Below are 22,416 nucleotides of genomic sequence, written 5' to 3'. Positions count from 1 at the left end.
TGGCCGCGTCCGTCCGGGAAAAAAGAAAACCCCTCTCGCGAGGGGTCTTCGGTTGCAGTTGCGGCCAGCTTTTCAGAACGGAATGTCGTCGTCCTCGAAGCCCGCATCCGCGGCCGGAGCCGGGGCGCTGCGCTGCGGAGCGCCCCGGCTCGGGGCCGAACGGCCGCCGCCGTTGTCTCCGCCGTAACCACCACCGCCGCCATAGCCGCCTGACGACTGGCCGCCGCCGTACTCGGCCGATCCACCGCCACCGCCGCCGCCCGGCTTGCCGTCGAGCATCTGCATTTCGTTGGCGTGGATCTCGGTGGTGTAGCGATCCTGGCCGGACGTCTTGTCCTGCCACTTGCGGGTTCTGAGCGAGCCTTCGATGTAGACCTTGCTGCCCTTGCGCAGGTATTGCGCGGCGATTTCGCCGAGCTTGTTGTGGAACACCACGTTGTGCCACTCGGTGCGTTCCTGCTGGTTGCCGTCCTTGTCACGCCAGGAATCGCTCGTCGCCACCGTGATGTTGGTGACCGAGCCGCCGTTCGGGAAACTGCGCGCTTCGGGGTCTTTGCCGAGGTTGCCGATCAGGATGACTTTATTGATGCCGCGGGCCATGGAAATCCCCTGGTGTATGAGTCGAAATTAAGTTGGAAGTGCGTAAATAAAGTTGGAAGTGCCGAAATAAACTTGGAAACTTCACTATAACGAAATCAGATAGTTGGGATTCATAGGGTCTCCGGCGGGTCGCGCGAGCCCGATCAGGTTACAACTGCGAGTCGGCCTCAGTTTACCGCAATACCTCTTCCGGCCCTCGTCACAGAAGCGTCCGCCTTCGCCCGCGTACTGGGTGCAAACCGCCTCCGTCTGACTAGAATCCTCCACGGTCACGGAGCTGGGGAGCTGCCATGAAACGGTCGGGGGGACTGCACGAAGACGATGATGTCGCGCGTGCGCTGGAGTGGCTTTACGAGACGTGCGGAGATCGGTCTCAGGACGTAAAGACCCGCGTCCAGAAGGCGCAAGACACCTACATTCGTCACGTCGGGAATCCGAATGAGCGCGGAGGCGACATCACCCTCGACACGCTCGGCGCCGATCTTGTCGCCAGCTACCTCGCTCAAGCCGACGCTCTTATAAATAATGCCGCCGCCTACGACTTAGGCCTTGGAACCCACGTCGTTCCCTTCATCAAACAGCTTGGCGAAAATCTCGACAAGGTGAAGTCGATCGCCGGTGCCTCGGACCGAGCCGCAAGAATGCTACTAAGCAACGGGAGCGATCCGTCGGGCGGCTTCTTCGAGCTCGTAACGGCACTTCGCTACGTCCAAGACGGATATCAAGTCGAATTCGTGCCCGAGCGGCGGGGCATTTCGAAAACCGCGGACTTTCAGATCACTCGCGCCGGAGCAACTCAGCACGTCGAGTGCAAGCGCCTCCGTTCCGGCCCCTATGAGGCAAAGGAGAAGTCGGAGCAAAGGCGCATTTTCGATCGCCTAGCTGAATTCGTCGAACGAGATCGTCTGAGCCTGCACATCGACGTGACTTACACGAAGGAGCTTCACGAGATACCCGATGGGTACCTTGCCTCATGGGCAGAGAAGGCAATCACCAGTCGCCTAGCCTTGACCGGCGGCTATCCTTGGAAAGACGAGATTGGGTTCGGAACCGTCAAACCGGCCAATATCCGGGCTGTCCAGAAGGACATCCGGGACTTCTATCACCTTCTATTTGGGTCGAAGCTGGCTCGGTTGCTGATCGGCCACGAGGTTCAGGAGCCTTACTCAATGGCGGGCGTCTTCATACCGTCCCATCATGACCCTCGATACATCAGTGAAGCGCACGCTGGGACGGTCGTAACCTGGCGCTGCGTGGCCGAGACGTCCATGACGAACAAATCGCGCCATATCAAAAGCCATCTCAGCGAGATCGAAAAGCAGCTGTTGGAGGTTGGCGAGGGCGTGGGGCACATCGGCATGGATGCCGACGGTGACATCGACATTTCGGATCTTCGGCGAGCAAAGAATTACCAAGCCGTCGCCGAGTTCCAGTCCAGGGTGAAGATAAATGCGCTCTATCTGCACTATTTCGTCTGCCGAATAACGGAGACGAAAAGCTGGATGATTGACGAAACCGTGGACTACTTCAGTGTCACGGGACACCTACCCTTAACGGGAAGCGGGAGGATATTCACAGGCGGCGAGGAGTTGCTGGGCGAACTCCCTGCCTGGCATCAGAAGCCCCCACCTCTGCCCGGCCCGCGGAAAAGGTAGCCGTCCATTTGGAGGATTGGGCTCTCTACGCTGCCGGATCCAGCCAGTATGTTTATTGAAGTCAGCGCAACCTGAATTCGGCTATGAGATTAGGTCTGCTGGCGAGCAGCATCTCAAGGTGGCTTTCAGCCCACATGTGAATTTTCAATGCGGAGTCAGACTGGTTGTGCCGTTCGATCCATTTCACAGCGTCGGCGGTGAATCGACCCGATGTTGCAATAACTAGGGCATCGATCCGTGGGGGCTCCCACAACTGCATCTGCGTTTTGACCACGGCAAGATCAGGCACGGACACGGATCGGCTGCGCCAGTGCTTGCACTGCACGATTACACGCTCACGCCGAGTTCCACTGTAAGCGTCCAGAGACTACCTATAGCGGGAGCTGAGCGGCGACATTCCAGGGCAGCAGCTCATCAAGCTTGTTGATGGAATGATCTGCGATGCGATCGAGCACATGCCGCAGATAGGCTTCGGGGTTGAGTCCGTTGAGCTTGGCCGTGCCGATCAGGCTGTAGATCGCAGCGGCACGCACGCCGCCGGCATCGGAGCCGCAGAAGAGAAAATTCTTGCGCCCGAGCGCGACGACGCGCAGGGATCGCTCCGCTGCGTTGTTGTCGATTTCCAGATTCCCGTCGTCGCGATAGCGCGTCAGCGCCGGCCAGCGTGAGGTGGCGTAGCGAATCGCCTTGGCGAGTTCGGATTTCGTCGAGAGCGTGCCGACGGTTTGATCGAACCAGCCCTTCAGTTCTTGCAGCAGTGGTCCGGCGCGCGATTGCCGTTGTGCTTTTCGCTCTTGTGCTGGTTTACCGCGAATGTCTTGCTCGACGACATACAAAGCGCCGATGCGATCGAGGGCTTGCTTGGCGATGGGCGAGGCATTGGCCTGGTGGATGTCGAAGAATTTTCTTCGCACGTGCGCCCAGCAGGCGGCTTCCTGGATCTTGCCGCCGCCGTAGAGGTGATGAAAACCGGCGTAACCATCGGCCTGCAGCGTGCCTTCAAAACGGCTCAGGTGCCGCTTCGGATGCTCGCCCTTGCGATCGGGCGTGTAGCGGAAGAGCACCGCTGCGGGAGTCTGGCTGCCAGCCGGGCGATCGTCGCGCACGTAAGTCCACAGCCGTCCGGTCTTGGTTTTCCCATTGCCTGGCGCGAGCACTGGCACCGGCGTGTCGTCCGCATGAATCTTGGTCGCGCTCATCACGTGCGCGGCAATGCGTTCGACCAGCGGGGCGAGTAGCGCCGCGCTGCCGCCGACCCATTCGGCCAGCGTCGAGCGCTCGATCTCGACACCTTCACGGGCGTAAATCTCGCTTTGCCGATACAGCGGCAGGGAGTCGCCGTACTTGCTGACCAGCACATGCGCCAGCAGGCCAGCGCCGGCCAGGCCACGGGCGATCGGCCGTGAAGGTGCCGAGGCCTGGACGATGCGCGAGCAGGCATCACAGGCGCACTTGGGGCGCACGTGCTGAATCACTTTCCAGTGCGCCGGCACGTAATCGAGCATTTCCGAAACATCTTCGCCGATCGGCCGCAGCGCGCCGCCGCAGTCGGGGCACGCCGATGCCGGCGCATGGACGATGGACTCACGCGGCAGGTGATCGGGCAATGGCTTGCGGGCAGGTTTCTGCCTGGCTTCCGTGGCCGCTGAAACGACCGGTACCGCGTCGGGTGTCTGCAGCTCCTCGATCAGCAATTCGAGCTGCTCGATTTCGCGATCGAGCTTCTCGCTCTTGGCGCCAAACTGCATGCGCTTGAGGCGTGCCAGCTGGATCAGCAGCTTGTCGATCTGGGCATCGCGATGGCGCAGCACGCTGCGCAGCGTCGACAGCTCGGCGGCATGCGACTGCACCAGCGCACGCAGCGCTTCGACGGTATCGGGCAGATCGGATTCGGGCGCATCGAGCATGGCATCTCGATGCAAAAAGCTTGCAGAATCAGGCGGCTTTCGAGGGTTTTGTGGTGCGTTCCGGTCGTCGCCAGTCGATGCCTTCGAGCAGCATCGAGAGCTGGGCTGCGGTCAGATGCACGCGGCCCGACTCCGCCTTCGGCCAGACGAAGCGGCCGCGCTCCAGTCGCTTCGATAGCAGACACAAGCCGTCACCGTCCCACCACAGCAGCTTGAGCTGATCGCCGCGGCGACCGCGAAAGGCGAAGACATGGCCCGAGAACGGATCATCTGCGAGCACCTGCTGCACCCGTGCCGATAAACCATCGAAGCCTTTGCGCATGTCCGTCACGGGTCTTGGCATACCACTCTGTCCTGCCCGCGATTTTGAACACCGGCACCGGCGTTGCATGACCGATTGCAGCGCGATAAAACGTCCGAACCGAGCCGTAACCCAGCGCCCGACGCAGGGCGTCTCCTCGCAGCAACTGGCCATGCACCTCGGCTAGTTGGCCTTGTTCTTTGGGTGCGATTTGTCCGGACATTTCGGTCGTCAGTGATCAGTGGCGGGTGTTGGCATTAAATCGCACACAGCTGGCATGGTGCATCGGATATTAATTGGGGGTATTGCGATGGGACTCGATGGAATGAGCGCAAAAGGGACGGCAGGACGCCGATACCGAACCATCGAGCAGAGACTTCGCTCATCACTGTGGGCCCAACGCTTACAAAAAATATCGGGCCTAACCTATGGCGCGCTCGATACGCTGTTGGTGGAGAGAAAGAGCGGATTCCGCGCCCTCGACAAGATTGCGAAATACGGCGACAACCCGGAAAGAGTCGAGCGAGGCGGCATAAGAGTGAAAAGCCTCGTCGATCGCGCCGCCGAGATCTATCCCGGCTCGGAGACCGATTACTACTCACCTCTATGGGGTGTTCTTAGCGGAAAGCGGCTGCCGCACCCGGAACCTCAAGAAGAGATGGTGACGACCGCCCTGAGTCGAATGGGCATGGTGCAGGCACACAGGCACATTGCTGATTTCGCAACTGCCATCTGCGGGCCACATTACCCAGGCCGTCTGGGCTCCCTCCCCGACATTCAGACCGGTGCATTTGCTGTTGCCGCGAATGCGAGCCTAGACGCAATTCTTGTCTTGTCGCTTCGAGCGCGAGATGCGATTGACCGCCTAGCCTTGTCCGAGGGGCAGGCCTACATCGATGCTTTGGAGCACGCCTGCAAGCAATACGATCTCCGAGTCGAGGCTGGCAATCTCTCTGGAATGCTTCACGGACTCGCGCTGATGCGAATCGTGAGAAATCAGTGGTCAGAGATTCATCCGATGCACTGGCCGGCTTTTGAGGAAATTCTGAGAGCAAAGGATCAAGCCGAGTATCAAGCCGATCCTCAATTCGTCCACGCAATGCGTGATGAGTTCGGACCATTTTCAGAATGCGCTTTCAAGGTACAGCCAGGCGTTCCGATCGTGCGCTACGACGCTCGAATGCACTTTCTCAACGGCGCAATCTCTGAAATCTACACGCAGATCAACGCTTTGGTCGGTGATCGTGAGGGCCTCATGTACACCATGGAGGATGTGCTATCGATCGCACCCACTCCGATTCTGCAGAAGGCTGCCAACTTGTGGCCTCCATCGAAGTCACCTGCACTTCCGCTCGATACACTGCCGCAAGGTGATCCGAGTGATGAGACGACATGAAAAACCCCGCCGAAGCGGGGTTTGGAATTGACGCGGCTCAATCCTCGATAGGAGCCAGTAGAAAGGTAAGCGTCCGAGGCTCACCGCTTGAAGGGAGTGTTGTGGCGTAGAAGATAAGCGTCCCTTGGGCGCCGATGGTGTCCACGATTGATTAAGTGGACACCATGCAAGCATCATCCTTGGGCAAGAAGCGGCGCAGCTATTCGGCGGAATTCAAGGCGGCGTGCGTAGCCGAAGCACGGCAGAAGCAGAGTTCGGTCTCGTCGATCGCCCGGCGCCATGGGCTGAATCACAATCTAATTTTCAAATGGTGGCGCGAGGCGGACGCGGCGAGCAAGACGACGTTGCTGCCGGTCACGATCGTCCCGCCTGCTGCACCGACTCCGCAATCGACGAGCGTCGCTTTGAGCGTGTCCTTCGCCGACGGTGCCTGCCTACGCATCGAATCGGCATCCGATGCGATGGTGCTGACGATCCTTGATCGCCTGCGCTCACGATGATCGGTTTGCCAGCCAGCACACAGGTGTGGATCGCGGCCGGCGTGACGGACATGCGCAAAGGCTTCGATGGTTTATCGGCACGGGTGCAGCAGGTGCTCGCAGATGATCCGTTCTCGGGCCATGTCTTCGCCTTTCGCGGTCGCCGCGGCGATCAGCTCAAGCTGCTGTGGTGGGACGGTGACGGCTTGTGTCTGCTATCGAAGCGACTGGAGCGCGGCCGCTTCGTCTGGCCGAAGGCGGAGTCGGGCCGCGTGCATCTGACCGCAGCCCAGCTCTCGATGCTGCTCGAAGGCATCGACTGGCGACGACCGGAACGCACCACAAAACCCTCGAAAGCCGCCTGATTCTGCAAGCTTTTTGCATCGAGATGCCATGCTCGATGCGCCCGAATCCGATCTGCCCGATACCGTCGAAGCGCTGCGTGCGCTGGTGCAGTCGCATGCCGCCGAGCTGTCGACGCTGCGCAGCGTGCTGCGCCATCGCGATGCCCAGATCGACAAGCTGCTGATCCAGCTGGCACGCCTCAAGCGCATGCAGTTTGGCGCCAAGAGCGAGAAGCTCGACCGTGAGATCGAGCAGCTCGAATTGCTGATCGAGGAGCTGCAGACACCCGACGCGGTACCGGTCGTTTCAGCGGCCACGGAAGCCAGGCAGAAACCTGCCCGCAAGCCATTGCCCGATCACCTGCCGCGCGAGTCCATCGTCCATGCGCCGGCATCGGCGTGCCCCGACTGCGGCGGCGCGCTGCGGCCGATCGGCGAAGATGTTTCGGAAATGCTCGATTACGTGCCGGCGCACTGGAAAGTGATTCAGCACGTGCGCCCCAAGTGCGCCTGTGATGCCTGCTCGCGCATCGTCCAGGCCTCGGCACCTTCACGGCCGATCGCCCGTGGCCTGGCCGGCGCTGGCCTGCTGGCGCATGTGCTGGTCAGCAAGTACGGCGACTCCCTGCCGCTGTATCGGCAAAGCGAGATTTACGCCCGTGAAGGTGTCGAGATCGAGCGCTCGACGCTGGCCGAATGGGTCGGCGGCAGCGCGGCGCTACTCGCCCCGCTGGTCGAACGCATTGCCGCGCACGTGATGAGCGCGACCAAGATTCATGCGGACGACACGCCGGTGCCAGTGCTCGCGCCAGGCAATGGGAAAACCAAGACCGGACGGCTGTGGACTTACGTGCGCGACGATCGCCCGGCTGGCAGCCAGACTCCCGCAGCGGTGCTCTTCCGCTACACGCCCGATCGCAAGGGCGAGCATCCGAAGCGGCACCTGAGCCGTTTTGAAGGCACGCTGCAGGCCGATGGTTACGCCGGTTTTCATCACCTCTACGGCGGCGGCAAGATCCAGGAAGCCGCCTGCTGGGCGCACGTGCGAAGAAAATTCTTCGACATCCACCAGGCCAATGCCTCGCCCATCGCCAAGCAAGCCCTCGATCGCATCGGCGCTTTGTATGTCGTCGAGCAAGACATTCGCGGTAAACCAGCACAAGAGCGAAAAGCACAACGGCAATCGCGCGCCGGACCACTGCTGCAAGAACTGAAGGGCTGGTTCGATCAAACCGTCGGCACGCTCTCGACGAAATCCGAACTCGCCAAGGCGATTCGCTACGCCACCTCACGCTGGCCGGCGCTGACGCGCTATCGCGACGACGGGAATCTGGAAATCGACAACAACGCAGCGGAGCGATCCCTGCGCGTCGTCGCGCTCGGGCGCAAGAATTTTCTCTTCTGCGGCTCCGATGCCGGCGGCGTGCGTGCCGCTGCGATCTACAGCCTGATCGGCACGGCCAAGCTCAACGGACTCAACCCCGAAGCCTATCTGCGGCATGTGCTCGATCGCATCGCAGATCATTCCATCAACAAGCTTGATGAGCTGCTGCCCTGGAATGTCGCCGCTCAGCTCCCGCTATAGGTAGTCTCTGGACGCTTACGTAGAAAGTCCTTATTCTCACGAAGCTCGCTTTCGAGAACCGAGACTTCAGTGCCGCAAGGAAATCGTACGCGGTACGAAACCAACAGGTTGTTTTTGAAACGATCGGCCAAACTCATTCCCGATTTGAATGCGGCATAGGCCTTGTTCGAATCGGCGCTGACGATTACGACCGTGTTGTTGCCAAAGCGCTTCAAGAGCCCGCTCGGATCCGGCGTGAAGTGATAGAACGAATTCCGCATGTAGTGAGCGGATTCACCGGCGTTCCAGCTGCCGCTCTGACGCAGACCACAGTTGAGATGAAACTGCATGTGCCTCTCCTCGTGCCCGGAATGGGCATTGGTTAACCTGGAGAGGCGGTATCCGCGAATTTTGAAGCTACATTACAAAGCAGGTAGAAGGCCGATCAGGTTGTTCGGGTTTCGACGAAGTGCCCGACGAAGGCATGAAGCGCAGCCGGACACCGCTGGAAGTCGTCGGGCGATTGCTGCAAGCCGAGACCGCCGAGCGTCAAGCCCGCTCGATCCGCTATCAAATGGCAGCGGCGAAATTCCCGGTCTATCGCGACCTGGACAGCTACGAATTCGCTGAGTCTCCAGTCAATGAGCAGCAGGTGCGCCATCTCTACGAAGGCAGCTTCATGAGCGAAGCGCGAAACATCGTGCTCGTCGGCGGCCCCGGCACCGGCAAAACCCATCTGGTTAAGTCAGTTTGTAGGGAGCCCGAGCTTGTCGAAGAAGGCACGATTGCGTTCACGAGCGGAGACTAGAAGTCGGTCGTAGGAACTCACTTCGATATAAGCCTTGAACGCATCGTTGTAGCCGAAGAAGCCCATACCGTCACTCGTCGGATGCAGATTCAGCATGCGGCAGCGATGGATGAACTTTGGCGTGAGATCGCTAACCACATAACAGAACCCAGGCATTTCCTTCGCATTGGGAATCGGACGCCCACTCGGATGCGTAATCTCTCCAGAGCGCAGCCGATCCAGATAGCCGAGAACCTGCTCGAGTGGATCCTTGTCTTCACCCGGTGCAGCGTCGTTGCGCATAGGCCTTTTGATTTCGACAATCGTCAAGGCAGCAAACGGTGCCATCTTTCGATCAGATACCAAAATCGGCTCGTCGTAGACGTTGAGAGCGACGAGGTCGGGTTCTTTAGTCTCGATCGAGTCGGTAATCGGCATCGATGTCAGCGGCATATCCGACGCCAGGTAGTCGTGAAAGGCTAGGCGCTCATCTATCAGCCACAGATTGAAGCTATCGAAGTGCGCTTCGTCCGACGATCTACGCATCGGCATGATCATCTCGTGCAGCACATCCTCTCGCTTGTACTTTCCATCCACTCCGATCTGAGTCGCCTGTGCAAAGATGTCGAGAATGACCTTGCGGTGGAAGACATAGTTGGCAAGATCTGACTTCTTCAGATCGTCGATCTTGGACATATACCGCTGTAAGCGCTCGCGGTAGCCTTCGACGGATTCCTTCTCTCCAAATCGCATGATCGCGTGCCCTTCAGCAATGAGCCCACCCTCGATCTCGGCGAGGTGCTTATGAAGGAGCAGATCCAGTTCGCGATCCGAGATCTCGGGGTCGACGATGAGCTTGTCTTCGTCGATGTGGGCGAGGATCGGACGATAACGTGGCGCCTTGCGAGCTACGAAAGACTCCACGCGGGCACGAGCCGCATTCTTCCCATCTTCCAGATGAGCCTTGAGAAAAGCCTTTGCCGATTCAGCAATCACCGAGCGAAGCTCTGAACGCGTCACCTCGCCTTCGGTATGCAGGTCCGAGGATTCCATCATGTCGAAGCCGATTCGTTCGGGCCGCACATGGGAATTCAGATATGGTGATGTCACATGGCAGGCATATACGAAGTCACCTTCCGGATCGCGCACCTTTGACAACAACCCTGGGATGAGCGGCCGTAGCGCCTCTTCCTCTACCATCCGACCGCCCGCACACAGCGAGATGAACGGTTGTTTGGCGATGCTGGTCCTCAGCTTGAGATGGGTCAGTTCAAACGCATGCCCCTGGATTTCGAGCTGTGTCTTTTTAGTCGACGAGTACATGTACTCGTTGTAGACCGTCTCTAGTGGGATAGCTTCCGCACCATCCTTGATCGTGATGTCGGGGGCGCCGCCGTCCCGTAAGAAGTACCAAAGGCAATGCTCGAAAATAGCCCGTGCAATAACGTCACCAGTCTTGGGAGACTTGTCACGGTAGCCTTCGAGAAATGCATCCAAGTGAACTTCTGTTCGCCGAGCCTTGGCCGACTGCACGTCCTCAACGACCGGCAAGCTGACGCCCTGTCGATCGTCAAATGTAAAGCGACGCTGCTTCCAGACACCATCGGCGTGTTCGTAGGTGCTTACAATCGAGGCGCTCTTGAACGCTTTGAGCCAAAGAAGCCGGCCGACACCACGGCAACCCTCACGCTCCTTGTGGTCGGTGTCGAGCTGCTCGAACGACTTGAAGTTGCGATCGTCGAATCCGATACCGTCGTCGACAACGCGGAATCCGACAATGGGTTCCGTAGGAACAAACCAGCTCTTGCTCTTCGGATCAGCCAGCGCCAGAGGCGCCTGAGTTCGGCGCAAAATTTCGACAAGGATGCTTCCAGCTGAAGGCTCTGTCGGATGCAAAGCCGCGATCGCCTGGAGCGAATTCGTAACCGCCTCAAAGAGAGGCATCAGCCCCTTCGCCAGGGGTAACGAGGTGTTCCGCAGGCGACCCCGCAGGTTGGTGCTGATCGTCATGGCAGCAGCCTCCTGTGGGGCATAAGAGTCCCTGAGGTAACCGCCTGTTTTGTTGTCGTTGGCATTGTGATGAATTGTATGCACAGATGGCTCCCGAGGCTTGCCCCCTCGGTATCCGATTTATGGCCTTTCAGACCATCTTCCGAAAGCTGCCGACCACGAGGCCCAATATCTGCAGCTCTCGTTTCGGCCGAATATCGGTGTGAGCTTTGTTTGCGGGGCGAAGGAACACCTCTCCGTTCTCGTCCCGCAGGTACTTGACCGTGACGCTGCCATCCACGAGCGCCACGACGATGTCTCCATGCCGGCAATGCGATTCTCGCTCGGCAACCACGAAGTCCTTGTCGAGCAGACCCGCCTCGATCATCGACTCCCCCTCGATCTGCGCCACGAAAGTCCTGGAGGGGAATCGAACGAGCTGGCGGTCGATGTCGATAGCGCTGATGCCGACGTCATCCATATCTATCGGCGAGCCCGCCGGCACCCTGGCGTCCGACAGCAACCGCTCAAAGAATCGCTCTCCCGGCACGACCCGGCCGCCAGACCCCTTCTGAAGGTGTCGACTTCCGACCAGCCGGCTGACCAGCGCTGCAGCCGCTGAAGTCGAGGCGTATCCAAGCAGGTCCGCTATACCCTGGTAGGTCGGGAGGGAACGTTCCCGGGCGTGGTAGTCCCTCAACCGTTCTAGGCGCCAGCCATCCGAGTGCCCCCTCATAGGATGAAAATTCGTTTCATAGAATGTATATTCTATCATTCGCAACTTGCTGACGATGCGCTTTGGCTCCGTTGTTGCGCAGACAACGAGGCGGGAGCGACGAGCCTCCCGTGCTTCGGACGCTAAGATCTCGGACGGCAGCGGTTTCGGCGGCCGCAAGGCCCGTTTGCTTGGTGAGTGGTAGGTCAATGGAATCAGTCCAGCAATTACTCAGGCGGGTCGCCAAGGTCGGGATTCGAAAGCCCTACCTTGAACGGGTATTGCCTGCCTGGGTGCACGCCTACCAGCCTGAGACCCCCAGCGGACTTGTTGAGCTAAAGGTTCATCTGGCCAAGGAACTTGGCCTCGATCTGCGATCCCTGGATGAAGGGCGTGCAGTCACGTTCGGAGCTCTGCCGAGCGTTCCGAAGTTCAAGCGCACTCGCGCCACCAGTGCTGCGAGCCTAGAACCGGCGGCTTCAATGTTCTACTCGCTCGCCCGCGCGTTATCGGCTGCCACGCGCGTTCCTTACTCGCCGCTGCCCGCTGATCCAGCGCAGATGCGCGCCGAACTGCTGGCGGCAGGTGGGACGGTCACCTTGCCGCGCCTACTGACCTACCTTTGGAACCACGGCATACCCGTCGCCCACTACAGCGACTGGCCCGCGCCACTGTCACGCCCCTCCGGCATGGCGGTGGATGTCGATGGTCGTCCGGTCATTCTCATGGGCAGCGGACGCCGGGAGAACGCCTGGCATGCGTTTTATCTCGCTCATGAAGCGGGCCACATCGCGCGAGGCCACCTTGGCCAGAACGAGTTGATCGTCGATGGCGAGGAGGAAGGCGTCGGCCCGGCCGAGGACGATCAGGAGCGCGAAGCTGACGTCTACGCCCTCTCCGTGCTCGGCGGGCCGCAGGCGATCGCGACCCCGGCCGCGGACATCCGCGGAGCCGAATTGGAGCGGAACTTGAGGGACCTCGCCCGGGAGCAGCAGGTCGATCGGGGCCATTTGGCGCTGCGGTACGGCATGGATAGCCGTCAGTGGCCATTGGCGCTCATGGCACTGCAGCGCATCGAGCCGGGCTCCAACGCGCCCGTCTTCATCAACGGCGACTACGCAGCACCGAACCTGGACTGGGACCGTCTCTCAGAGGAGCGCAGCGAGTTCGTGCACAGAGTCCTGGCGCTCTGAGTTCCACCGTGATCGCCATCATCGACAACGACTTCGTTGCGAAGCTGGCTCGCATCCAGCTGCTCGATACCTTCCAGTCCGTCCTGACCAAGCAAAAGATCGTTCCCTACCTCCAACCTTCCATCGACGGCACGTTCGATCTGGCCAAGCGAGGCGCGCTACGCAAGCTTGCGACCGAGGCCCAGCGCGACGATCTCGCTGCATTCGCCCGCCAGGCACAACGAGTCTCGCTAGATGATTGTGGCCATGGGCTGATCAACACCTGCCACCTGGTGGAAGGCATTGATGCTGGTGACGCCCTCTGGCTATCGGCCGGCGCTTGCAATGCGGAGAGCATCGTTTTCACCAGCGACAAGAATGCACTGCGAGCCGTTGCGAGAACGCCGGCTTGCAAGGATATCTCCGACCGCCTGGCGAGCCGGGTCTGCTGCCTAGAACAGTTCGTTCTCGATCAGTTCGAGAACGTCGGATACGCCATCGTCCGAAAGGGCATCATTGCCGATCCCGCTGCTGATGGCGCTCTGACAAATTCGGTGCCTTCGCTGACCACCAAGCGCACTGAGGCGGAGCCCGCCTTGCGCGACTATATTGAACGACTGCGGGCCGAAACCGGAACACTCCTCATAGGTTGAGGTGCGACATCAGTTCCAGGTGATGCTTGATCGATCGACGCTTCAATACACCGAGACTAGGCGTCGACGCTGGAGGCCCGGCGAAATACTGGCAGGCGGTGGAGAACGCGAAAGCCCTTCGATGCTGGTTGATAAATCGCCCCAGTTTATCCAGCGCTTGCCGAACGCATACAGCCCTTGGCGCTGTGGCTGTCGAATCGTCCGATAGGAAATGTCGTATCCAGATCGACTGCGGTCGGTTCGCTACCAGGGTCTGGAAGGTCAGGTGGATGGCGACGGTGATCGCCGCCTTACCGCCGCCAGTCGGAGTAAAAATCTCTCCGACTATCGTGTGATCGCCATAACCTTCAAAGCCTTTCCTACGGTAGCGGTAAGCCAGATCCGAGTACTCCTCGTCGACGCCCTGCCGATGGTCAGCATTGCGCTGCTGCCGCGCAAATCCATCCTGCAATAAGACTCGATTCGAGAACTCCCACCGATCGCAGTAGGCATTATCGCAATCCCCTTCGAAAAAAAAGTGGGTGGCAATCTGATGCTTGTCTAACTCCACCTGCAGCCTGTCGGGATCGGCAGCTTCGCCACGGTGAAGTACCCCGAAAGGTTTTCCCTTCAGCGCCGCAATTTCCTTGATCAAGGTAGCAAGTGGCTTGCCACTCGTTACCGCGACCACAGGAATCGTAACCCCGTGGCTGTCGCATTCCTCCATCACTTTGAGGATGGTGCTTTGCACCGGATCCGTTTTATGCGCAAACGGGGTCGTCAGAACATAGGTCGGTAGCCTTGCCTTGGAAACTTCGCGGACTGCGAATTCCAATTGCCGTATGGCAACTCCTGGCTTCCCCTTTTTGTCTCTTACGGGAATATAGAGCGGGTTGACGTTGCCGGCGGCGACGAGAGCATTCGCAACCTCTCGGACGGCCAGACGTTCTTCTTGGCGCGCATGCAACAACGGCACATACATGAAAACCCCCCGGTTTCTTGTTGACCAGTTTTAGAGGATGCGGTCAACGGGGAGTATGTCAAGTCATCTAAGGCGGTTTCTATAGTTTTTGTCCAGAGGACGCCGGAAGGCGAGGCTTAGATCACGCTTTAGATCACAACGTCGAGTTGCGGCACCAAGGCTCGCCAATGACCGATATTCATGATCTTGGCGATGGAATGATGCTTGAGGCTGCCGGGCGCCGACTCGATGAGTTTGATTTGTGCGGGATGAATAGCACGCTGACGCAGTGTTTCGACCATGATCCCGTGCGCTTCCTCGGGCGCCAGGGCCTTGAAGCTCTCCCAGCACGCGGCCAAGACGACGGAGTCTTGCGATTCTTCGATCCCGAACCGCTGCCGGGCGATCGCGATCAGCTCGCGCTCGCGCATCGCCAGAAAGGCGATCCGAAGATCCAAATTTGCTTTATTCGACTTTGCCGGAACCCGCTCTTCGATTTGGCCCTGATGATTGAGTACCAGGACACCGACGTAATCGGGCAGCCCCCTCAGGACGTCGTCCACCATCTCATCGGCCGTCACGACATTGATGTGATCGAACAACTTCGAATACCACCGGAGCTGGTTCGGCAGCCTATTCAAGGTGTCGTAAGACGACTTCACCTCGTAGACCGTCGAAGTGCCATTCATGACGGCAATGTCGGCCCGCACTTCGCCCACCACGAATTCGGTCAAAAGCCGCGCGGCCAGAGGTCCGTTATCCAGGGTGTGCTTGTTGAGAAGCAGCTGCTGAGTGATCGCGTTCTTGTAGATGTACTCGAAGCGGTAGTGCTCTAGAAGCAGCTCGTAGGCCCGATCGAACATCAACCGAACCTTCATGCGCCGCCCCAGGTTCACCTTGCCGGCGTCATCGACGATTGCGCGAACGAACGCCGGTGAGTCCACCACTGCAAGGTCGCGAAACGAAGCCGCACTGAACAACTCCGCCAATTTATTGAGGCGCGCCGACATCGCGTTCTCCAAGCTTTCTCGTAAGGTCCAACATCAAGGTCGGACCTGTAGCCGGTATCCGCCGCGGAACGATTCGCTTTTTCCGTTCGCGTACGGCAGATCCATCACCCATCCCCACGCTAATCTTGGCACGGGAAGGGTTCCTGGGGTTGAGAAAGGGTGCCCGGAGGTGTGGGGAACCACCCAAAAGGCGGCCGAAGTTGCGCAAAAAGGCCGCTAGAGGCGCAGCAGAGGGACGCCGGGTCAGCCTCTCGGAAAGGCGTCGGGACGCTTCACCGGAGACGGCGGCTTACTTGAGCAACGACAGCATCGCCGCGCCGAGAACCGCCGGCGACCGCACCGTCTTCACGCCGGCCGCTTCCAGCGCCGCGAACTTCTCGTCCGCAGTGCCCTTGCCGCGGCGATGATCGCGCCCGCGTGGCCCGTACGCTTGCCCGGAGGCGCGGTGACGCCGGCGATGTAGGCGACGACGGGCTTCTTCACGTTGGCCTTGATGTACTCGGCCGCGGTTAGGCGTCATATAGACGATTCAAGTACGTCTGCCGATCCAGACCGGGATTGGCGCTGGCCTCCTGCATCAGCCGGACAGCGACCAATCGCGCCAGCCGCCGAGCCTCAAGCAGATCCTGGTTCGTGACACCTTCGGGCATGCTCCTACCATGCAGGTAGGCACTCCGAACGTCGTACAGCTGATCCAGCGTTTTTTCTGCCATGGGATCGTCCAGCAGATTCACCAGGCGGATCTTGATGCCGCGGGCTCCGATGGGGCGTCTTCTATCCTTTCCGCTGTTCGGCCCGGTCAAAGAACCTGCCTTTCCATAATCTTCCGCCAGCCCCAGCCCCGCTTCGATAGCCAGCATGTGAGCCTGAAACTCATCGATCCCTCGCACGTGAAGAGCGTGAGAGAGAAAGTGACACATGGGTGCAGGAAACAAAGCGGACTGTCGGGCGCGAAGGAAGGCCTCCCAGTTTTTCGACGTCAACCAGTCTGAGACGACGCCGGACTTCTTCGGGTCCAGATCGAACTGCTCAGGCGCCTCGAAATCCACTTCGAGGCCTTCGCCATTGGTGTAGCTGTGATAGCCCCAAGTGAGGCTGTCAGGCCGAGGGGCAGGATTGCGAGGCGTGAACAAATCGTCTTGGATCATGTAGATCCAGGGAACGTAGAAGGGTCGCCACTCGAAGATCCCGTAGTCCGCGCAATCCTCCCATGGCGATAGCATCAGAAAGGTCAGCACGTCCTCAACAACTTCCGGAAATCGGCGCTTGTGGGGGCGGACAATCCCGTAAGGCTCCAGGATCTCATTGAGGATGCTCATCACCCTGGGTGCCTTCGTGCTGGGATACTGGTACGCCTCTCGGATCACAACCCAGTGAAACTCGGAGAATCGCTCGCAATCGAAATCACTGGGCGCGCGCGATTCTCGCCCCATCGGATGCACGAGGGCATCCAGTTCAACCGCCGAGAAGCGGCGCACCTCGACGCGACCAAAGTATGCGTCGGGAAATACGCCGGCGCAGTCCAATGGACATAGGTACGTCCTTGTTCCGTCACGTCCAAAAAAGGCGGCATGGAGTGCATCGGCAGCATGGCGCAACAGGTCTTCGGTTGGCATCTCTCCAGATTCGAGCATTCCGATCAGCCCGAGGTTGCGAATCGCCACGGTGAGCAGATAGTTCCGATACCACTGCTCGACTTGATAGCGCTCGGCAACGAGTTGCTCGAGTGATCGAAAGGCTGGGGTTTTCGACCAGTTGCCGGCAGGGGACTCGCCATGGATAAACAGGGATCGCAGGGACTCGATCAGTTCTACCGGCGCGCCTTCGTTCATCTGCCCCACCGTTTCCTCGATTCTTTGAAGGCCAGCTGTGAATTCTCACGCAAAACTGAGCAGGTATAGGGCCTGCTCTCATTCGCGTGATCATTGACAGCCCCCACCCAGCAACTCTCCAGCGACCATCGTGTGATCAACGAAAAAGCCCTCTCCGAAGAGAGGGCTTGGGGCAACCAGAGACAGTCGCGTGCATAGACATCTTTCGACTTAGCAAGCGGCAAGATTGCCGTATTCGCGGCAGCGATTCTCTCCTATCGTCAAGTAGATAGAAGTTCGAAAGTGTCTCCATTTCCAACTTTCGCACCCTGGCGCAGGTGACTTCCAACTTTATTTCCACACGATCGTTACACCTGCCCAGGGAAGCGTTTCCAACTTTATTTAGATCCACTCAGTAGTTGATTCTGTGAAAGCTGAGAAGAGAGCCGGAGCTTGCTCGGGTTCAGCGTCGGGTTCTGTGATCCGGAGCGCGGGTCGGTCGAACGCGTCGCCAAAACAGTTCGGGGACTGCCGAATCCGACACAGGACGCCCACCTTCTGCTCACCGGCGTTGGGCCAGATTGTCCGCAGAAAGCGATCGGCGCGCTAGGGCTGCGCCTGGGCCGGCGACGTCCGGAGCAGCGATCCGCGCAAAAACCTGCCGCCGGCCTCATCGGCGGTATTCGGGTCTCCGGGCAGGGCTCAGAGGGCCGCTCTGCGCCGGCCGCGCGTTTCGCCGGGAGGCGGCAACGGTCCGGCTTCAGGCGGCCGGTTATAGTGTGCGTTCGCCCTCAGAACGTCCTTCGCTGCCCTTCATGGACACCATCCGCATCCGCGGCGCCCGCACGCACAATCTCAAGAACGTCTCGCTGGATCTGCCGCGTGACAAGCTCATCGTCATCACCGGCCTGTCGGGATCGGGCAAGTCGTCGCTCGCCTTCGACACGCTCTACGCCGAAGGCCAGCGTCGCTATGTCGAATCGCTGTCCGCTTATGCGCGGCAGTTCCTGTCGATGATGCAGAAGCCCGATGTCGACACCATCGAAGGCCTGTCGCCGGCGATTTCGATCGAGCAGAAATCGACGAGCCACAACCCGCGTTCGACCGTCGGCACGGTCACCGAAATCTACGACTACCTGCGCCTGCTGTTCGCACGCGTCGGCACCGCGCGCTGCCCCGATCACGGCGTCGCGCTCGAAGCGCAGTCGGTCTCGCAGATGGTCGACCAGGTGCTCGCGCTGCCCGAGAACAGCGCCTGGATGCTGCTCGCGCCGGTGGTGCGCGGACGCAAGGGCGAGCACCTCGAATGGTTCGAGCAGATGCGCGCGCAGGGCTTCGTGCGCGCACGCGTCGACGGCCGCGTCTACGAGCTCGACGAGATTCCGAAGCTCAACCGCAAGCTCAAGCACGACATCGAGATCGTCGTCGATCGCTTCAAGGTTCGCCCGGACATCAAGCAGCGACTCGCGGAGAGTTTCGAAACCGCACTGCGCATGTCCGAAGGCATCGCGCTGATCGCGCCGCACAGCGGCGATGCCGAAGCCCAGCTGCAGACGTTCTCGGCGCGCATGTCCTGCCCGCATTGCGGCTACTCGCTCGAAGAGCTCGAACCGCGCCTGTTCTCGTTCAACGCGCCGCACGGCGCCTGTCCGAAGTGCGACGGCCTCGGCAGCCTGCAGGTGTTCGACGCCGACCGCGTCGTGCATCACCCGGAACTCTCGCTCGCGGCCGGCGCGATCCGCAGCTGGGACAAGAAGAACCCGTACTACTGGCATTTCATTTCGTCGCTCGCCAAGCACTACGGCTTCGACACCGAAAAGCCCTGGAACCGGCTCGCGAAGAAGTACCAGGACGTGATCCTCAACGGCAGCGACGACGAGAAACTGCCGTTCCAGTATCCCGACGAACGCGGCCGCCTCGTCACGCGCACGCACAAGTTCGAAGGCGTGCTGCCGAACCTCGAGCGCCGCTATCGCGAAACCGAATCGGTGGCCGTGCGCGAGGAGTTGTCGAAGTACCTGTCCGACAAGCCCTGCCCCGAGTGCAACGGCGATCGCCTGAACCGCTCGGCGCGCAACGTCTACGTCGCCGATACGCGCCTGCCGCAGATCACCTCGCTGTCGATTCGCGACGCCGAAGCCTTCTTCCAGAAGATGAAGCTGCCGGGCTACAAGGGCGAGATCGCCGAGAAGATCCTGAAGGAGATCTGTGCGCGCCTGGGCTTCTTGAACAACGTCGGCCTCGATTACCTGACGCTCGCGCGCAGCGCCGAAACGCTGTCGGGCGGCGAAGCACAGCGCATTCGCCTGGCCTCGCAGATCGGCGCCGGCCTGGTCGGCGTGATGTACGTGCTCGACGAGCCGAGCATCGGCCTGCACCAGCGCGACAACGAACGCCTGCTCAAGACGCTGTTCCGCCTGCGCGATCTCGGCAACACCGTGATCGTCGTCGAGCATGACGAAGACGCGATCCGCCAGGCCGATTACGTCGTCGACATCGGCCCGGGCGCCGGCGTGCACGGCGGCCAGATCGTCGCCGAAGGCACGCCGAAGAAGGTGGCGGAGAATCCGCAGTCGATCACCGGCCGCTATCTGTCGGGCGTCGAACAGATCGGCGTACCGGCCAAGCGCAACAAGCCCGATCCGAAGAAGCAGATCGTGCTCAAGGGTGCGCGCGGCAACAATCTCAAGAATGTCGATGCGTCGATTCCGATCGGCGTCATCACCTGCGTCACCGGCGTTTCGGGCTCGGGCAAGTCGACGCTGATCAACGACACGCTGCTCGGCTTCGCCGCGCGCCAGCTCAACAACGCGGGCACGCGCCACGCCGAATGCGACGCGATCGAAGGCCTCGAGCATCTCGACAAGGTCATCGACATCGATCAGTCGCCGATCGGCCGCACGCCGCGTTCGAACCCGGCCACGTATACGGGCCTGTTCACGCCGATCCGCGAGCTGTTCGCCCAGGTGCCCGAATCACGTGCTCGCGGCTACGAGGCGGGACGCTTCAGCTTCAACGTCAAGGGCGGCCGCTGCGAAACCTGCGAAGGCGACGGCGTGATCAAGGTGGAGATGCACTTCCTGCCCGACGTCTATGTGACCTGCGATACCTGCCGCGGCCGCCGCTACAACCGCGAAACGCTCGAGATCAAGTACAAGGGCAAGACCATCGACGAAGTGCTGGCGATGACGGTGGAGGACGCCGCCGCGTTCTTCAAGCCGGTGCCCGCACTGTTCCGCAAGCTCGAAACCCTGCTCGACGTGGGCCTGAGCTATGTGAAGCTCGGACAGAACGCGACGACGCTCTCGGGCGGCGAAGCACAGCGCATCAAGCTCGCCAAGGAGCTGTCGCGTCGCGACACCGGGCAGACGCTCTACATCCTCGACGAGCCCACCACCGGCCTGCATTTCCACGACGTGGCGCAGCTGATCCGCGTGCTCGAACGCCTGCGCGAGCACGGCAACACCGTGGTGATCATCGAGCACAACCTCGATGTCATCAAACGCGCCGACTGGATCCTCGACCTCGGCCCCGAAGGCGGCAGCGGCGGCGGCGAGATCATCGCGGCCGGTACGCCCGAAGACGTGGCGAAGGTGAAGCGCTCGTATACGGGGCAGTTTTTGAGGCCGCTGTTGCGGGGCTGACAAACCCTCGCCAAAGCCCCTCTCTCCCCGCTTCGCGGGACTCTCTCCCGCACGGGGGAGAGAGGACGACTCAAAACAACTCGCTTACACGAACCCGAGCCCTCGCGTCGCGAAACGCGAGAGGTGCGGAAAGATCACGTCGATCTCGCTTTCGCTCGCGCCGAACCAGCGCAGCATCGTCGCGCCGTATTGCTCGACGCTCGTGGTCGGGATGATGCGGCCTTCGCCGACGTCCTGCGGGCCGTTGAGCGTCAGGTCGGGATAGTCGCCGTAGATGCGCCCGCCTTTCACCGCGCCGCCGAGCGCACAGTGAATGCTGCCCCAGGCGTGATCGCTGCCGTCTCCGTTCGATGTGGTGGTGCGGCCGAAATCCGACGCCGTGAACGTGGTCACCGCATCGGCGACGCCGAGTTCGACGGTGGCCGAGTAGAACGCGCTCATCGCCTGAGACAGGCGCGCAAGCAGCGCCGGATGCGCGTCGAGCTGGTTGTCGTGCAAGTCGAAGCCGCCGATCGTGACGTAGAACACCTGTCGTGAAAGCCCGAGCGCCTCGCGCGCCGCGATCATGCGCGCGACCATCTTGAGCTGGCTCGCAAGCCCGTTGTCGGCTGGGAATTCGGTGCCCGGCTCCGGCACGCCGGCGAGCGCGGTGCTGATCTCCATGCCGAGATCGATCGAACGCGACACCAGCCGGCTGCTGGTGCGCTCGAACGCCTGCGCCGCTTCGGCCTGCGCGAGCAGTTGCCGGTACAGCGCGGTGCGCGCGCTCGCATTCGTGAGCGCGCGAAACGAGGGCACGCCGCCCGCACTCATCGAATACGGAACGCTGGTCGCGCCGGTCTGGAACAGGTTGTTGCCGGCCAGCGAAATGTTCATCGACACGCGGCTGTTGGCGTTCGCCGAACCGAGCAGATCAGCGAGCCTTCCGCCCCAGCCCTGGCGCAGCGTCGCATCGGGCTGGCTCGATACCCAGCAATCCTGCTGGTCGTTGTGCGAGTAGAGCCGCGGCGGCAGGTTGCGTCCGGCGAGCACCTCGTCCTTGGTCACCGGCGCGAGCAGCGTGCCCGCGTTGATGATGAAAGCCAGGCGATCGTTGTTGTAGAGCTTCTGCAGCTCGGGCATCGCCGGATGCAGGCCGTAGAGATCGAAGCTCAGCAACGGCGGCGCGAGCGGCAGCAGCTCGCTGCGCGCCAGCGCGAGATTGGTTCGCGCGGCCTTGTAGCGGTTGTAGCGCGTGCTGTCGTAAGGCACCAGCAGGTTGTAGCCGTCGTTGCCTCCATGCAGAAAAATGCAGACCAGCGCCTTGTAGTCGGTGAACGCGGCGTGGGCCGCCGTCGCGCTCGCTGCGCCGAGCAGGCCGAGCATCGCGCGCGGCGTGGTGAGACCCGCGGCGGCGGAAAGCCCGCAGCGCAGCAGATCGCGACGAGTCCAGGGTTTGAACGGGCTCAT

20 protein-coding genes and 1 pseudogene are annotated in these 22,416 nt (G+C 60.6%); 9 read left to right on the top strand and 12 right to left on the bottom strand.

Features of this window, described 5'->3' with window-relative positions:
• Positions 1 to 72 precede the first annotated feature (72 nt).
• Complete coding sequence (gene ssb, locus WQQ_RS10345; protein ID WP_007185101.1) at positions 73 to 600, bottom strand: single-stranded DNA-binding protein; 528 nt, start codon at positions 598 to 600, stop codon at positions 73 to 75.
• Between the two features lie 290 nt (positions 601 to 890).
• Here ssb and WQQ_RS10340 point away from each other — a divergent pair, with 290 nt between their 5' ends.
• Positions 891 to 2,255, top strand: coding sequence for a hypothetical protein (locus tag WQQ_RS10340; RefSeq protein ID WP_007185100.1), 1,365 nt, complete (start codon positions 891 to 893; stop codon positions 2,253 to 2,255).
• Between the two features lie 61 nt (positions 2,256 to 2,316).
• Here the strand turns inward: WQQ_RS10340 and WQQ_RS25250 are convergent, their stop codons facing one another.
• Genes WQQ_RS25250 through tnpB (WQQ_RS10325) form a run of 3 tightly spaced genes read right to left on the bottom strand, consistent with a single transcriptional unit; the run spans position 2,317 to position 4,484 of the window.
• Positions 2,317 to 2,619 (bottom strand): restriction endonuclease, encoded by a 303-nt coding sequence (locus WQQ_RS25250; protein ID WP_085943108.1) that lies wholly within the window; start codon positions 2,617 to 2,619, stop codon positions 2,317 to 2,319.
• 7 nt (positions 2,620 to 2,626) lie between these two features.
• A complete protein-coding gene (gene tnpC / locus WQQ_RS10330; RefSeq protein WP_007183254.1) occupies positions 2,627 to 4,162 on the bottom strand; it encodes an IS66 family transposase in 1,536 nt (511 codons plus the stop codon).
• Between the two features lie 28 nt (positions 4,163 to 4,190).
• On the bottom strand, positions 4,191 to 4,484 hold the full coding sequence (tnpB, locus tag WQQ_RS10325; RefSeq protein WP_007185099.1) for an IS66 family insertion sequence element accessory protein TnpB: 294 nt from the start codon (positions 4,482 to 4,484) through the stop codon (positions 4,191 to 4,193).
• A 304-nt stretch (positions 4,485 to 4,788) separates the two neighbouring features.
• On the opposite strand from tnpB (WQQ_RS10325), the gene WQQ_RS10320 reads away from it, so the two are divergent.
• The 4 genes from WQQ_RS10320 (at position 4,789) to tnpC (WQQ_RS10305) (ending at position 8,267) form a co-directional block, all read left to right on the top strand.
• Positions 4,789 to 5,859: a hypothetical protein gene (locus tag WQQ_RS10320; RefSeq protein ID WP_157534576.1), complete on the top strand. Its 1,071-nt coding sequence runs from the start codon at positions 4,789 to 4,791 to the stop codon at positions 5,857 to 5,859.
• A 164-nt stretch (positions 5,860 to 6,023) separates the two neighbouring features.
• Complete coding sequence (gene tnpA / locus WQQ_RS22985) at positions 6,024 to 6,359, top strand: IS66-like element accessory protein TnpA (RefSeq protein WP_083844375.1); 336 nt, start codon at positions 6,024 to 6,026, stop codon at positions 6,357 to 6,359.
• The gene (tnpB, locus tag WQQ_RS10310; RefSeq protein WP_040452778.1) at positions 6,356 to 6,703 is read left to right on the top strand and encodes an IS66 family insertion sequence element accessory protein TnpB; all 348 of its coding nucleotides are present in this window, start codon (positions 6,356 to 6,358) and stop codon (positions 6,701 to 6,703) included. Before tnpA ends, tnpB (WQQ_RS10310) begins: the two co-directional genes overlap by 4 nt.
• Positions 6,704 to 6,731: 28 nt before the next feature.
• Positions 6,732 to 8,267, top strand: a complete 1,536-nt coding sequence (gene tnpC, locus WQQ_RS10305; protein ID WP_007183254.1) for an IS66 family transposase — start codon at positions 6,732 to 6,734, stop codon at positions 8,265 to 8,267.
• Here tnpC (WQQ_RS10305) and WQQ_RS10300 read toward each other — a convergent pair.
• Positions 8,252 to 8,596, bottom strand: a complete 345-nt coding sequence (locus WQQ_RS10300) for a hypothetical protein (RefSeq protein WP_007185097.1) — start codon at positions 8,594 to 8,596, stop codon at positions 8,252 to 8,254. The two genes, tnpC (WQQ_RS10305) and WQQ_RS10300, sit on opposite strands and share 16 nt — an antisense overlap.
• A gap of 119 nt (positions 8,597 to 8,715) precedes the next feature.
• On the opposite strand from WQQ_RS10300, the gene WQQ_RS23715 reads away from it, so the two are divergent.
• Positions 8,716 to 9,054 (top strand): ATP-binding protein, encoded by a 339-nt coding sequence (locus WQQ_RS23715; protein ID WP_494546126.1) that lies wholly within the window; start codon positions 8,716 to 8,718, stop codon positions 9,052 to 9,054.
• On the opposite strand, the gene WQQ_RS10290 is transcribed toward WQQ_RS23715, so the two are convergent.
• Positions 8,992 to 11,043 (bottom strand): hypothetical protein, encoded by a 2,052-nt coding sequence (locus tag WQQ_RS10290; protein ID WP_007185096.1) that lies wholly within the window; start codon positions 11,041 to 11,043, stop codon positions 8,992 to 8,994. The genes WQQ_RS23715 and WQQ_RS10290 overlap by 63 nt on opposite strands.
• Positions 11,044 to 11,173: 130 nt before the next feature.
• Complete coding sequence (locus tag WQQ_RS25095; protein ID WP_040453351.1) at positions 11,174 to 11,758, bottom strand: LexA family protein; 585 nt, start codon at positions 11,756 to 11,758, stop codon at positions 11,174 to 11,176.
• 188 nt (positions 11,759 to 11,946) lie between these two features.
• Here WQQ_RS25095 and WQQ_RS10280 point away from each other — a divergent pair, with 188 nt between their 5' ends.
• Positions 11,947 to 12,930, top strand: coding sequence for an ImmA/IrrE family metallo-endopeptidase (locus tag WQQ_RS10280; protein ID WP_157534575.1), 984 nt, complete (start codon positions 11,947 to 11,949; stop codon positions 12,928 to 12,930).
• A gap of 8 nt (positions 12,931 to 12,938) precedes the next feature.
• Entirely contained in the window at positions 12,939 to 13,562 is a 624-nt protein-coding gene (locus WQQ_RS10275; protein ID WP_007185093.1) for a hypothetical protein, read from the top strand.
• Here the strand turns inward: WQQ_RS10275 and WQQ_RS10270 are convergent.
• From WQQ_RS10270 to WQQ_RS10255, 4 genes and pseudogenes are all read right to left on the bottom strand, one after another.
• A complete protein-coding gene (locus tag WQQ_RS10270) occupies positions 13,552 to 14,523 on the bottom strand; it encodes a sce7725 family protein (protein WP_157534574.1) in 972 nt (323 codons plus the stop codon). The genes WQQ_RS10275 and WQQ_RS10270 overlap by 11 nt on opposite strands.
• Before the next feature lie 128 nt (positions 14,524 to 14,651).
• A complete protein-coding gene (locus WQQ_RS10265; RefSeq protein WP_007185091.1) occupies positions 14,652 to 15,524 on the bottom strand; it encodes a sce7726 family protein in 873 nt (290 codons plus the stop codon).
• Between the two features lie 277 nt (positions 15,525 to 15,801).
• Positions 15,802 to 16,019: pseudogene (locus WQQ_RS25155) on the bottom strand (succinate--CoA ligase subunit alpha); the annotation flags it as partial.
• Positions 16,020 to 16,021: 2 nt separating this feature from the next.
• Entirely contained in the window at positions 16,022 to 17,344 is a 1,323-nt protein-coding gene (locus WQQ_RS10255; protein ID WP_007185089.1) for a hypothetical protein, read from the bottom strand.
• 794 nt (positions 17,345 to 18,138) lie between these two features.
• Here WQQ_RS10255 and uvrA point away from each other — a divergent pair.
• Positions 18,139 to 20,967 (top strand): excinuclease ABC subunit UvrA, encoded by a 2,829-nt coding sequence (gene uvrA, locus WQQ_RS10250; protein WP_007185087.1) that lies wholly within the window; start codon positions 18,139 to 18,141, stop codon positions 20,965 to 20,967.
• Positions 20,968 to 21,051: 84 nt separating this feature from the next.
• On the opposite strand, the gene WQQ_RS10245 is transcribed toward uvrA, so the two are convergent.
• Positions 21,052 to 22,416: a DUF1501 domain-containing protein gene (locus WQQ_RS10245; protein ID WP_007185086.1), complete on the bottom strand. Its 1,365-nt coding sequence runs from the start codon at positions 22,414 to 22,416 to the stop codon at positions 21,052 to 21,054.

The organism is Hydrocarboniphaga effusa AP103 (genome assembly GCF_000271305.1).
GTDB lineage: Bacteria > Pseudomonadota > Gammaproteobacteria > Nevskiales > Nevskiaceae > Hydrocarboniphaga > Hydrocarboniphaga effusa.
The sequence above is the reverse complement of the archived record's forward strand: the minus strand, read 5'-3'. Positions and strand labels throughout refer to the sequence as shown.

Bases quoted from the DNA above. Each gene is read 5' to 3' on its own strand.
- WQQ_RS10245 (WP_007185086.1), bottom strand. From the start codon at position 22,416: ATGAGCCCGTTCAAACCCTGGACTCGTCGCGATCTGCTGCGCTGCGGG.
- WQQ_RS10280 (WP_157534575.1), top strand. From the start codon at position 11,947: ATGGAATCAGTCCAGCAATTACTCAGGCGGGTCGCCAAGGTCGGGATT.
- WQQ_RS10300 (WP_007185097.1), bottom strand. From the start codon at position 8,596: ATGCAGTTTCATCTCAACTGTGGTCTGCGTCAGAGCGGCAGCTGGAAC.
- tnpB (WP_007185099.1), bottom strand. From the start codon at position 4,484: ATGCGCAAAGGCTTCGATGGTTTATCGGCACGGGTGCAGCAGGTGCTC.
- tnpB (WP_040452778.1), top strand. From the start codon at position 6,356: ATGATCGGTTTGCCAGCCAGCACACAGGTGTGGATCGCGGCCGGCGTG.
- WQQ_RS10290 (WP_007185096.1), bottom strand. From the start codon at position 11,043: ATGACGATCAGCACCAACCTGCGGGGTCGCCTGCGGAACACCTCGTTA.
- WQQ_RS10320 (WP_157534576.1), top strand. From the start codon at position 4,789: ATGAGCGCAAAAGGGACGGCAGGACGCCGATACCGAACCATCGAGCAG.
- tnpC (WP_007183254.1), bottom strand. From the start codon at position 4,162: ATGCTCGATGCGCCCGAATCCGATCTGCCCGATACCGTCGAAGCGCTG.
- WQQ_RS10270 (WP_157534574.1), bottom strand. From the start codon at position 14,523: ATGTATGTGCCGTTGTTGCATGCGCGCCAAGAAGAACGTCTGGCCGTC.
- tnpA (WP_083844375.1), top strand. From the start codon at position 6,024: ATGCAAGCATCATCCTTGGGCAAGAAGCGGCGCAGCTATTCGGCGGAA.
- WQQ_RS10255 (WP_007185089.1), bottom strand. From the start codon at position 17,344: ATGAACGAAGGCGCGCCGGTAGAACTGATCGAGTCCCTGCGATCCCTG.
- ssb (WP_007185101.1), bottom strand. From the start codon at position 600: ATGGCCCGCGGCATCAATAAAGTCATCCTGATCGGCAACCTCGGCAAA.
- WQQ_RS10340 (WP_007185100.1), top strand. From the start codon at position 891: ATGAAACGGTCGGGGGGACTGCACGAAGACGATGATGTCGCGCGTGCG.
- WQQ_RS25095 (WP_040453351.1), bottom strand. From the start codon at position 11,758: ATGAGGGGGCACTCGGATGGCTGGCGCCTAGAACGGTTGAGGGACTAC.
- tnpC (WP_007183254.1), top strand. From the start codon at position 6,732: ATGCTCGATGCGCCCGAATCCGATCTGCCCGATACCGTCGAAGCGCTG.
- uvrA (WP_007185087.1), top strand. From the start codon at position 18,139: ATGGACACCATCCGCATCCGCGGCGCCCGCACGCACAATCTCAAGAAC.